This window comes from Novosphingobium sp. BL-S-19 (assembly GCF_055521675.1).
On record NZ_CM145498.1, the window covers coordinates 2,278,592 to 2,291,075 of the forward strand.

The 12,484-nt window shown below is 59.3% G+C and carries 8 protein-coding genes; all 8 read right to left on the reverse strand.

Annotation, left to right across the window (positions count from 1 at the left end; translation table 11 throughout):
* Positions 1–55 precede the first annotated feature (55 nt).
* The 8 genes from ACZ1JV_RS18865 to ACZ1JV_RS18900 all read right to left on the reverse strand — a co-directional run bounded on the left by ACZ1JV_RS18865 (position 56) and on the right by ACZ1JV_RS18900 (position 12,476).
* Positions 56–6,277 (reverse strand): hypothetical protein, encoded by a 6,222-nt coding sequence (locus ACZ1JV_RS18865; RefSeq protein WP_465150047.1) that lies wholly within the window; start codon positions 6,275–6,277, stop codon positions 56–58.
* On the reverse strand, positions 6,277–6,699 hold the full coding sequence (locus tag ACZ1JV_RS18870; protein WP_465150048.1) for a DUF6950 family protein: 423 nt from the start codon (positions 6,697–6,699) through the stop codon (positions 6,277–6,279). The genes ACZ1JV_RS18865 and ACZ1JV_RS18870 overlap by 1 nt, the downstream gene beginning before the upstream one ends.
* Before the next feature lie 8 nt (positions 6,700–6,707).
* Complete coding sequence (locus tag ACZ1JV_RS18875; protein ID WP_465150049.1) at positions 6,708–7,367, reverse strand: hypothetical protein; 660 nt, start codon at positions 7,365–7,367, stop codon at positions 6,708–6,710.
* Complete coding sequence (locus tag ACZ1JV_RS18880; RefSeq protein ID WP_465150050.1) at positions 7,367–7,936, reverse strand: hypothetical protein; 570 nt, start codon at positions 7,934–7,936, stop codon at positions 7,367–7,369. Before ACZ1JV_RS18880 ends, ACZ1JV_RS18875 begins: the two co-directional genes overlap by 1 nt.
* A gap of 40 nt (positions 7,937–7,976) precedes the next feature.
* On the reverse strand, positions 7,977–8,402 hold the full coding sequence (locus tag ACZ1JV_RS18885; RefSeq protein WP_465150051.1) for a hypothetical protein: 426 nt from the start codon (positions 8,400–8,402) through the stop codon (positions 7,977–7,979).
* A 76-nt stretch (positions 8,403–8,478) separates the two neighbouring features.
* On the reverse strand, positions 8,479–11,403 hold the full coding sequence (locus tag ACZ1JV_RS18890; RefSeq protein ID WP_465150052.1) for a tape measure protein: 2,925 nt from the start codon (positions 11,401–11,403) through the stop codon (positions 8,479–8,481).
* A gap of 225 nt (positions 11,404–11,628) precedes the next feature.
* Positions 11,629–12,000 carry a gene transfer agent family protein gene (locus tag ACZ1JV_RS18895; protein WP_465150053.1) on the reverse strand — a complete coding sequence of 124 codons (372 nt, stop codon included), beginning with the start codon at positions 11,998–12,000 and terminating at the stop codon, positions 11,629–11,631.
* Between the two features lie 44 nt (positions 12,001–12,044).
* Positions 12,045–12,476 carry a phage tail tube protein gene (locus tag ACZ1JV_RS18900; protein WP_465150054.1) on the reverse strand — a complete coding sequence of 144 codons (432 nt, stop codon included), beginning with the start codon at positions 12,474–12,476 and terminating at the stop codon, positions 12,045–12,047.
* Between the last annotated feature and the right edge of the window lie 8 nt (positions 12,477–12,484).

The following is a 12,484-nucleotide window of genomic DNA, read 5'->3' on the forward strand; positions in this document are numbered from 1 at the left end:
TGAACGGTCTCGGAACAGTCGTTGGCATGGAGAATAAATGAATACATCGTTTTATTTATTTCCAGTTCACGATTTCGACGAGCATGCTCGGGTTGCTAATCGTGGCTGTGTGTCCGGGACCGCCGCTACCAGTGCCAACTAATCGCATACAGAAGGCGATAGTGCCCGAGCCTGGTGGGTTCCATTTCACCCCGTCTGTCGGAAGGCCGCCTGCCAGGTAAGATGTGTTCTCCAGTCTTACGCCCGTGTCGGTCCAACCCGCGCCGTTCAGCGAGTAGTAGAACATCATCGTCATTCGCCAGGTGCTCGTACCGTATCCAGCGGCGATCGCTGATTTCGTCGCAGCGCCAGTGAACGTGCACACCGAACTTGATGTGCAAACGCCAGAGGAAGTGCCGTAGATCACGCCAGTGTCGATGGACTGGCCTGTCCAGCTACCATTGCCCGACGATCCGGTTCGCCAGTTAAGTGATCCTGGCACGATGGACGCGAGGTCAACGCCAGCGTTGGTCACAAACCGGTCGGCCGTGATCGTGCCCGCGCTGATGGTTCCGGCCGTGACCGCGCCTGCGGCGATCTTACCGGCAGTGATGGCACCGGCGCTGATCTTATCTGCGGTGACGGCGCTGGCGGTCAGCTTATTGGTGCTGATCGCGCCGTCCGCGATCTTGGTCACGGAATTTTGGAGAACGATTTCGACTTCGCCGAAGTAGATGCTCGTGGGCGCGCCCGACCAACTGTAGATCGCCAGCGACGCCCAGAAGGTGTTGGCGGGACAGGTCCACGTGTATTCGCGTTGCGTCTCCGCACCGGTCCAAGCGCTGTTACCAGCGACAAGTTCGGTCCAGTTCACGCGGTTGGCGGTCGAGACATAACCACCGATCGCGCTGTTCGTGCAGTAGTTCATGCGCAGGTAAAGGCCGCTGGACGAGTCCGCGCTTGCGCCCGTTACGAGTCGGACCGAGTACGTTTTACCAGGGGAGACGGGGAAAGCTTTGCACACGGCATTGCACGAAATGCTGGTGCTCGACTTGGTCAGCCAGAAACCATACCGCCCTGCGCCGAACCAGCCACCGCCGCCAGAAAACGTCAGACCCGTGGTCGTGCCCTCATCGTTCATCCAGCTATTCGTACCCTCGCGCCCGGTTGGGTTGAGCACAAGGTTGTCTGTCGTGGTCCCGACCACCAGCTTGTCGGCGGTGACCGCATAGGCGGCAATTTCCGACGCGCCGATTGCGCCCGCAGCGATTTGGCCTGCCGTGATGCTGTCGGCGGCGATTTTGTTTGCCGTAATGGCGCCGTCCACGATCATGGTGCCGCTGGCACATTCACGCAGCGAGAATTTGCCGAGCGCGATGTGTCCGCTGAACGCGACACCCGACGCCACTTCCCAATAGATGCGGAGGGCAGCGGCATTCGCAGGGGAGGCCGGGATTTGCCCGCCCAGCCAACCTACGCCACCCGGCGATGTGACTCCTCCGCCACCGGAATACGAATTGTTGCCGCTGATGAATGTGCCCGTGGCGTCGAACCACTGGTAGTTCATAGACAGCACTTTGTTGCCGCTGTGGTTGATGAAGCATTTGGCTTCGTACGTCGTGCTCGGTTTGCACGGCAACGGAGGCGACACGATCTGCGCAATGCCGGTCCCCGTGAAACCCTCATTGGAATTGCCCGACCACAGACGCCAGTAGCCGGAGGAACCGCCTACGTTTGCGCCGCCGTAAGCCGAGTTGTTGGTGATAAGCTGCCAACCGGTAACGTATCCGTTGGTGTCGTTCGACGGGTTGACGTAGCCGGGATTGGTCGTGGTCGGGCTTCTAGACGCGCCTTTCCAATAGCTGATGTCCATCGCTTCCGGATCGGGCCACAGGTTTTCCGGGGTCAGCGTCATTTTGGATGCGGTGATTGCACCCGCCGCGATCTTGTCGGCGACGATCGCGCCGGTAGAGATGCGATCCGCGATGATCGAACCGGTGATGATGCTGAGACCGTCGATCAGCGTCGTGCCCGGTGGAGAGTAGGGCGCGATTTCCGTTGCTGCGGGCGACGTGACGTTAAGCTGCGGGTACGCGAAGAACAGCCAGCTATCCGAGTAGCTTTTGCCCTGAATGGTATGGTTTTTGTAGATGACGCAGTTTGCTTGCGTAGCGCCTGCGGGCGCGGTCCCGCGCGCGACAAGTCTCTTGTATCCAGCTAGTGTCGTACCGCCGCTTTTTTCAGCGTTGTTGGCGGTGCCCGTCGTCTCTGCGAGCCACGTGCCGTTCGCGTCCAGCCACTGGATAGACACGTAGACGTTGCACCTATGCGCGCCCGAATAGATGCTAAACTCGTACGTCGTTCCAGGCGTAACCGCAGGATTGACCTGATAGCCACCAGCGCCACGCAAAATTCGGACTGAGAAGGATGAAACGCCAACTGTGCCCGTGGCCCCGTTCGTCTGATACAGGGCGACCGTGGAAAAATCCGGCAGCGTCCAGTCAGCGGAAGTCGTCCACTGGTTGGCCAGACGGTTGGTCATGTAGTAGGAATTGTAGCCGCTCGACGGCATCTGGTACGGCACGTTGTCCGGGTTCCAGAGCGCGCCCAGCCACTGACGAACATCTGCCGCGCCGGAGCCGGTCAGAAGGTTCGCACCAGAGCCAACGGCGAGTTCGTTCGTGGTGATTGCACCGGCCGCGATCTGGCCTGATGTGATTGTGTCGGCGGCAATGTTGTCTGCGGTGATCGTTTGCGCGGCGATTTCGGTGCCGGTTATCGAACCATCGACAATCAGTTCCGCGTTCGTGGCGCGCATGACGCGCGGTCCCGCGTAACAAGCGACGCCAGCGGCAGCGATGGCCGTGGGGCGCTGCGTGTACATCTCGAAGCGCATGAATGCGGCGTCGGACGGTGCGGAGAGCACGCCTTCGAGTAAGGCCACGCCACCAGGGGCGGCAGAGGTGAGGTAGTTGGTGCCGTCGATACTACCCGTTGCATTGACCGAGGACGCGGAACCATCGGCTTTGTACCAGCGCACAACGATGCGACAGCGGCCGGTGAAACCAGCGTTGACGTAGGTGCGCGAATACAGCCGATAAGGCTTGCCAGCCTCAACCGTGGTTCGCGGATACGCCACGTATGCGGTCTGCACCGCCATGGACGTGGTGCCATCACCTGGCGTTGACACGAGGAACCGAGACGCTTGCAAAGCATTCGCGGTGGATGCGTCGGTCGTGACCGTACCGACTGAATAAGCGGTGCCGGTAACCCAATAATTAGCCGTGGTTCCCGCGTCGAGGAATGTCGGGTCCTGGCACAGGTTGTTACCGTCGATCAGCGACAGCTTGGACGCGATGATCGAGCCTGCCGCGATCTCGTTCGCGGTGACCGCACCAGCGGCCAGCTTCGGCGTCGAGATAGCTCCGTCATTGATCTGCGTTCCAACGATCGTTCCCGTCAGCTTGGCGGCGGAAAGGGCTGCGATCTGCGTATCGGTGAGAGTGCCCGTGATGTCGGCGGCGGCGGTCGTGGCGACGTAGGCCGAACCGCTCCAGCGGTAGAGCTTGCCATTGAACCACACGACCGTCGTCGTCTTGGACGATGGCAGCGACGTAACGACGCTGACCGGCTCGATGTTGGCCGCGAATTGTGCCGTACCCACTGCACCGGCTGCGATCTGCGCTCCGCTGATCGTACCAGTGAGGTCGTCGGTGTTCACGAGAGGGGCGTAGGCCGTCCCGTTCCATTTGTAGGTTTTGCCGGTGGCGGTGTTGTAGACCAGCGTCGTCGATTTCGTGGTCGGGATGCTGGTGACCAGCGTGACCGGCTCGATGCCAGGCGCAAACATGTCCGGCGTGATGTCGTCCACCACGGCGGTCGGCTGCGTCCACGCACCGTTTGTATACGTGTATAGGTGGCCGTCCGAGAGATTGTAGACGAGGCGACCTTCGAACAGATTGGTCGTCGGAAGGGCGGTTACGTTCTGGTAGCCGATGACGACCTTCGACACCGTCAACACCTGGTCGATGACGGTCGATGCGTGAGCGCCGGTGCCGGTGGCGCGCAGTCTCACGGTCGCGGTTTTGCTGACCGGACCACCGTCGATCCAATACGTGTTTCCGTTGAGCGATACCGCCAAGTTGTCCGGATTGTCGGCGATCGAGAACGTGAAGCTGGATGAAATATCGACCGCGCTTTGCGTGACCACGAACTTGCCGGTTGCGGCGGAATTCTCGAAGAGCGACCCGTCGTCGTAGACGTAAAGGGTGATCGCCGGGACGGTGAGGTAGCCGCTCGGAGGCGCGGCGATCGTCGAAACTTTGTCGTTGAGATCGTTGATCGACGAAACGACATCGTCGGAGGTCATCGAACCCACGGGCGTGCCAGAAGGCGCACCCACCGTCGCGCCATCGGCAGGTTTCCCGGCGCCATTTACGGCAGACCATGAGAACGCTTCATCACCGGCAACGCCAGGGCCGAAGATCGTGCGATCCGAGACGGCATTGAGCACGGATCGGTAGGAAACCGCGACTTCGTAACTGGTATTTGCGGTTACACCCGCGATCTCGATCGACGTGGTGTCACGGGGATAGACGCCCGCTTGATACCAGGTCTGAAGACCCACCGGACGGTATTCGATGATGATCGCGGTCGCGTACGGATTGTCGTATGCGCCGGTGACCCGGATAATCGGCTTGCTGGTGCCGGTGTCAGTAGTGATCGTTCCGCCCTGCACCGACCATGCGGTAGCGGCAGGTGCATCCAGGTCGCTCGGATCATAACCCGAGAGCGTCAGAGAAGGCGGGGCGACCTGGCTCTGACCAAGGGCGAAAGCGTGCTTGGCGTCGTTCTCGCTGCGGAAGGTGACCGCGACCGTCTGATCGGAAGCGTTGTATTCGCGGTTCGTGACAATGCACTTCACGCCCTCCGCCGCGATCGCAGGAATATCGACGATGGCCGCGTCGCCAATACGAAGCGCAAGCGCCCGCATCTTCAACACTGCGGTGAAAGTCAGGAATTCGCGGGAATTGACCAGTTTGTAGGTGGCAAGCTGGTGAGCCTGCGCAGCCTGCTGGACCATCGTGAGTTCGACTTCCTGGCTCGAAAGGACCCCGTTGTCTTCGTTGACATAGACATCGGAGGTGACTTCCTCACCGGAGATGATTTCCCAGAATTGCGAGGGTTCGCGGTAGCTGGGTACGACGCTGTTGTAGCGGTCGCGGAAACTGGCGGTGTTCTGGACCTCGAAATCGCCGACAACATCTGCGGCGGTGATCCGGGTCGTCGAGGTAACCGGCGCATTGACGATCACTGAAATCTGCGCGCCGCGCGCGACGGGGACACCGCCACCAGACTGAAGGATCGTTGCCAGGACAGTGAATTTGTCGTCGCCGCTGGTGACTACACCGCCGCATTTCCAGCCATTAGCGTCAGCGACGTTCGCGCCGCGCACGAAGGCCGCGATATCGACCTCGGCAGGCTTGGCGCCAATGCCGCAAATCTTGCGGCCATTATGCCATTTGCCGAGGACCCAATGCAGGCCGCAAAGGTACGGATTTTCGGAGAATTCCCAGGTCGCATCGTCTTCGAGACGATGGCTTCCTTGGCCACCGGGGAACGTGGAATCCTTGCGCGGATCGTAGACCGACACGCCAAAGGCGGTCCACATGAACTTCGGCAGACCTTGCGGAAATTGGTCCGTGTCGTATTCGGCGCGGACGAGAGCGAGGGCGTGTCCGCTTGCCTTGCCAGGTGCTTTCGGTGCGGGGCCATAGTTGCCGAATGCCTGCGAGATCGTCTCAGTCGCGGGGGCCTCGCCGCGCATGTAGCGCATGACGAGTTTCTCTCGGTACAGCTTCTTCGAGGTAGGGTTAGTGCTGGCGACGTAGGCCGCCATGTTGGCGGGATTGCCCACGAAATTGAGAGCCGCGTTATTGGCGTACGCGTATTCTACGCCGGTAATCGGTCCGGCCACGCTGAGAGCGACGGCCATGTAGAGGTACTTGTTTTTCTTACCGGAGGTCTCGCGGTAAACGACGGTGCCACCAGTCGCAGAATGTCCGTAGAGCACGGGGACCGCCGCTTTTGCGGACAACTTAACGTCAAGCTGCGTGCCCGCGCTGCTAGGCGAAGGCACCTGCATGGTCAGCATCGAGACCGCCATTAGCGCGACGCCCGCTACGGTGGCGATGGTTGCGAGTGAAATCCCTGCGATTGCGACTGTCACGCCAACGGCGGTCATGATCGAACCGGCAGCCAAAAACGCGGCTCCAAGGATCGGGATAGCCATTGGCATCAGGCGACCCTCCAAGCCACAGTGCAAACGTGGGTCGGCCCGACCATGCACTTGCCGTTTGCGAAGCCGATGAGGTGCTCGCCGGGATCGACCATCACGCCGAGACCGGTCCACTGATCGTCTTCGCTGCCACCAGGATATCCAACGATATCGCCCGTGATCGCCATTGCCGGAGGGATGCGCGTGAAACCGTAGCTATCGACCAGGTCTTCCATCGACTGATAGCCGAGCGTCTTGAGAGCCCGCTTTGCGCCAAGTTCGGTGGAATATTTTCGGGCTGTGTCCCGGTCGGTTACAAAGCCGAGGTTTTCGACGTGCTTTCCTGCAAGGATTGCGCAGTCATGTTTGCCCCAGGCGAAGTCTTTTCCGAGAAATTCGTCGATAGTCTCTTGAGTTTTTTGGACTCGTTCAATTAAATTCATGAACTTATTTAGCGATAGCCTCCCAATAGATCGCGCAAGATGCTAGATGCACCCGATGATCCCACAGGAGTTGTTGCAGCCGTCTCTGCATCAGCGCCCCACATCGGATCGACCACCGATGCGACGTTGAAATTGAGGCCAGTCTCGCCTGGCCAAATAGGCTGATGCCATGCGCTGTTCAGCGCCTCCGCCTCATTGACCGCGAAAAGACGGTCGAAGCCGCTGACGCTTTTCACCTCACACGTCATCAGGTTCTCGCCGATGTTGGTCACCACGGTATCCAGCCTTCCGGACCACAGAAGTTCGGGTGTGCCGATGACCGCGCCAGTCATCTCATCAACAAAGCCGACCCACACGCGGATCGGGCTCGATTGGTTCTCTGGCTGCGAAAACTCACCCATTGCAGCGGGGGACGAGGGCATGATCGAAACGCTCATCGTCGGCGCCTCGGAAGCGATGTTCTCGGTGATCGTGTCGATCGCGCCAAGCGTCCCGAACACCGGGTCGGAGCCTTTGAATGTCACGTATTGGCCATCAACGGCGAATGAGATGGTCGCCGATGCGTCGAGCAGATTGATCGGCGTGCCTGTCGAGATCAGGTCAATTCGGACCGCTTGAAAGACGCGGAGTGAGGCGGCGCTGCTGGCGGCGAGCATGGTCGCATCCATCAACGTGCTTCCTCGATCTGGAACGAAAGGCCAAGGTTTTCCGCGAGCCCCACGGTCCACGATTGTGAATTGCCGCTCACGAAGCCCATGATTTTGGGGTTGGCGAAATCGACGGTTTCACCGCCAGTCAGGCTCACTTTCAGGGCGGGAAGAATTGTCAGCGTGGCGCCCGCCACCGCCGTGATCTGGTGGAGATAATGGACGCCATCTTTCTTGATCGAGAATAGCTGACCTACGACCTTGGCCGCACCGCCACCCGTCACGGTGATTGAGCGTCCGGACGAAACGGCCCCCGCGATTGCGCCCTTGCCCCACTTGCTGGTGTCGATGCCCGGCTGTGGAACGGACAGGATGATCTGATCGGAGAGCCCCGCGTTCAAGGCCGCGATGATTGGTCCGGCCTGTCGCGGATACATCTTCCGGCAATCGATGCGGACCGACCATTTGTCGCCCAGTCGGGAAATACGCTGTGTCGGACCGCCTAAAGTCGGCTTCTGATCGACGGACGAAGAGGTCAGAGTGATTTCGGTCGTCGAACCAAATGGAATGGTGGGGAAGTTGATCGCCATCCCATATTTAGGCGACCACTAGTATTCCCGAAATTTCCGCTCAGAAAGTCCATTCTGAACGGCAATTCCCACAAAAAGCCTTCGTAGCATTCGCTTTGGCGGAAAGGCCCGTCGCAAGCAACGAGACACCGCCAGTCAAAATTGCGCCAGTGGCCTTCGCGCCACTGATGCCGTTCTTTTGCGTGACACGCTTCGTGTGAACTTTCCCAGACTTGGTGCAATGCGGACAAACCAGCGCTTTATTGACCGGCCCGTGGCTGAAATTGTCCCTGGACGCTTGGCGGCGAGCCAGCCCGGTTGGGCTATTGTGCAGTTGCTTGCGGACTTCTGCTCGCTTGGCCTGTCGTGCCCGGAGTTCCGCCAATGCCGCAAGTTTTTCCGGAGATGGCGGATATAAGGCGTTGTAGATCAGCAATCCGACGAAAAGCAGGCCCACAATCCCGCATATGGCTAAAAAGACAGTCATGGTCGCCCCAATGAGAATTTGTAAGATTTATGTTTACAATTCAGTCATTAAACAACCGTAACTGCCTTCCCCAGCCTCACCTTATGAACGCGTTGCGAGTGCGTTGGCTCTGCTGCCGGGTCGTCAGCTTCTGCGCGGCCTGGACCGACTGCACCTGACTTTCCTGAATCCAGCCCTTTACCGTCGATGTCAGCACAGCGTCCGTCGCATTGACGGTCGTGTAGAGGTTCACCGACTGACCACCGGCACCGCCTTCCGCACGCTGGCTAAGTGCGGATTTGAGTAGGTTGTTTGGAGCAATCTGCGCGCCTTGAGGCAAATACATTAACTCCGGGCCTTTCTCGCCGACCATGCTAAGGCCGCCGCGCCAATGGTTCGTACCCGCTGCGTTGGCGCCAACCTCGACATCACCGGTGGGCTGGTTGCCAAGTCCGATCGCTGTTTTGCCCAGGCCCGAGTAACCGAGCGCACGGCCGATCGCTTCAAAAATTACGAAGCGGATCGCCATCTGGATAAGCTCCGCGATGATCGATTTCGCCATGTCCGAGAACGCTTCCTTCAGCGATTTGGCGCCCATTACGGCATCGGTCAGGCCGGACGTGAGGCTATCGAGACCATGCGTTGCAATGTCGGCAAGCTGGTGGTTCAGTGACCCAAACGATTCCGCCTTCTGACGCACTTGCTCGCGGACGCTCGGATCATCGCCGCGCTGAGACTGCCGTCCATCCTTTCGATCGCGGCTCTGGCCCTTGTTGAAAATCTTCTCGCGATCGGCAAGCAGCGCCTGGACACGCTCTTCGGTCAGGCCAAGTAGGCGAAGCTCCGCCGCGTACTGTTTCTGGCGCACGTCGAATTCCAGGCGATCGGCCGCCTGGCGCTTCAGGAGAGCGTCGGTTTCGTACTCGTGCTTTTTCGCGAATGTCCGCGCGTATTTCGCGCGATCGTCAAGCTCATCAGCTTGCGCCCGCAGGTTCTCGGCTGACGCTTCCGCATTCTTTTCCGCGACAGCCAGGTCGCGTTCCTCGACCTCTTTGCGATTGGTCGCGATGAGGTTCGAATCCTCGATCACGGCAAGCCCCTGCTGGGTGGCGATGAGTTTGTCGCCCGCAGCGCGGGTAAGCTGTTTGTTCGCAACGCGCTCGTTGATTTTGTCGATCTTGCCCTCGGTTTCGAGCGCAAGAATTTCGCGCTGGATTTTCAGCCGCGCGCCGAGGTCTGTTGTCTGTTCCAGCAAAAGCTGTTGCCGCTGGATTTCGAGATCACGGGCTTCGTCGGTGCCGTCTGAAGGTGCCTTTTTGCCGGACGTGGTCGGATCGACTCTGGCGGCAGGGGGCGTCGTCTCGACGAATTTCTCGCGTGATTTCGGGTCTTTCAGTGCGTCGCGCACCGCTTTCGCCTGCGCGAGATCGCGGGCTTCGTCGCTGCTCTGTGCAGCGGCTTCGCCCTGCTTTTCATAGACCTGTTGCCCGGTGTTGATGCCGAACTTTCGGTCCATCGGGTCACCACCCGTCGTGTAAGTCAACGGTGTGGCCTTCGAGGTCTCTTCGGCGACCTTTTTGTTATATTTGGTCTGCGCATCGACGACCGCCGCATTGGCGACATCGTATGCGGCTTGGCGCGCCGCTTCGGCGAGAAGCTGGAATTTGTCCGTCAGCGTCTCGACATCGACCTTCAAGCCGCGAAGCTTTGCACCTGCGATGACACTGGCTTTGGTGACACTGCCGGTAGCGGTGGCGGCGTTGAGGGCCGCATCGCGTTCCAGGTCGAGCTTCGTCGCGAGGTCACCGACTTCTTTTCGGAGATCGGCCGAGCGCTGGTTGGCCTCCATGGTCTGGACGGCCCAGACTCCCATTCCAACGGTGATCGCGGTGAGGGCCAAGCCGAGTGGACCACCAAGGACACCAAGCAACCCCGCACTTGCTACGCGAGCGCCATTCATCGCCGTTGCGCCGAGGGCGATGGACCGAGTGGCAACGTTATAGACCGCAGCGGTTTCAGCCATTGCGACGCCATTGGCGATCAAAGCCGTTGTCGCGCGGGCAATTCCCGGCACGAAGCTAGCGGCGTAAATTCCTGCGATGATCGCGAGCGCGTTGGCAATGGTCGGCAGATTGTTCGAGAGCCCCTCGATCATCTGCACGAGGATAAGCGTCGCGCCGGACGCGGAGTTGGTATCTCCGACGTACTTGGTGAAGGAATTCGACAGCACGGTGAACGCCTGGCCAAGCGTGAATGACGCATTTGCGGCTTTGCCTTCGAGCAAGTCCGAGCCTTTCAGCACGGCGTCGAAAAATTCCTTCGACGAAACCTTGCCCGTCTTCACGTCCTTGGTCAGCTTCGTGACGCTACCGCCCCATTTATCGTTGCCTGCCGCAGCGGCTTGGAGAAGCGGTCGCATCCCTTCGATGATCGAGTTGAATTCCTCAGCATGAATCGTCCCGCTGCCGAGAGCCTGCGAAAGCTGCAGTAGTGCGCCGGAGGCAGTATTTGCGTCGGCGCCTTGAACGCGCAACGCGAGGGCCACGGTGTTTGAGAATTTGAGCATGTCGGCTTGACTGGCGCCGAGTTCCTTGGCCGCGCCAGCGGTACGCCCGTACAGAACGCCCAGCGATTCTAGCTCCACACCGTTTTTTTGAGCGGCGGCAAACAGAGCGCTTTGAACGTCCTTTAGATTCTGACCTTCAACACCGGCGACCCGCAGCGAGTTCGTGAAACGGGTGTATACGTCGGCGGCCGAGGCGATCTCTCTCGCGCCGAAAGCACCGGCAATGATGGGCGCGAAACGCTTGATTTCGTCGCCCATCGATCGGAATTGCTTGGTGAGCCGGTTTGTCGGATCGTTGTCATTCCAAGCTTTGGCCGCACGTTGCGCGGCGCGCGCTTGGTCGGACGCAAGCTGGCCAGCAACTTTCGCATTGAGTTGCTGCATGCGTTTGATCTGCCGTTCGAAATCGGTGATGTCGGCAGCGAAACGGGTAGTAAGAGCATTAGATGACGCCATGCCGTATTTAGTCGGCGGGACGTATCGACATGCTCGGAGCACCGTGCAGCGACATCATCCGTTCGAATTCATCTTCGCTCGGTGCGCTAGTCTTGTCGGAACCCGATGAATGGAACTGTTTGAAGCCGGACAGGCAGAAGTTAAATTCCCACAGCGACATCTGCTTTACGTCCATCGGTGAGAAACCGGCCGCGCCGCCTGCTTCGTAAAATCGGCCCCACGCGATCAATCCTCGATCGGTGAGGCCTTCAGAGGGTCCGCGTCATCGTCGGTCTCCGGAAGTTCGTCAGGCACGCCCATAAGCGCCGCGAAAACGGCGTCGGCAGCGGTGATGACGTAGGAGAAGAGGTTGCCTTCGATGAGGTAGCGCGAGACCAGGGCATAAGCTGCGCGGTGGTCCATTCCGCCACCGATAAGCGCAAGGCGGATAGTCTCGGTGATGTCACCGATCATCCACGAACCATTCATAAGGCGGTTTGCAAGAATGTACGGACCAACACCGGTCTTTTCTTGCAGTTCGATAAGTTGCCCGATCTTCAGGCAGAGATCATATTCGCCGTCACCGACGAATATGCTTTCCATTTTTGCAGAACGCATTGGGGTTGTCATGCCGATATTTAGGCACGACAACCCCGATGAGATTAGGAGATCGGCTTGGTCGTCACTGCGCCCGCTTGTTCAAGCGTAAGCTGACACGTCGAGGACTTGAGGCGGTCGCCCGAAATCTGGAACGAAGTCAGCACGAACGGACCTTCAACCAAGGTGTCAGCGATGACGATCTGCGCGTTGCGGATTTCACCCGACTGCGCAAAAGCCAGCCATTCGGCGACATCTTCGTTGTGCAACATGCCTTCGCCGTCGATCTTGCAATCGACCGACCGAACACGCCGGATGGTCTGTGCGGGTGCCGACTGATTTTCGAGATCGATGATCTCATCGCTTTCGGTCGAGGTGCTGAAGGTTACACCGCGTGTGGTGTTAATGAGGTTAGGCACTTTGAATGTTTCCGGAGATGCGCCATCGCCGAGCTTAACGAGAATAGTCTCGCCAAGTACGGGGTTAATGTAGGTCATTAGAAGCT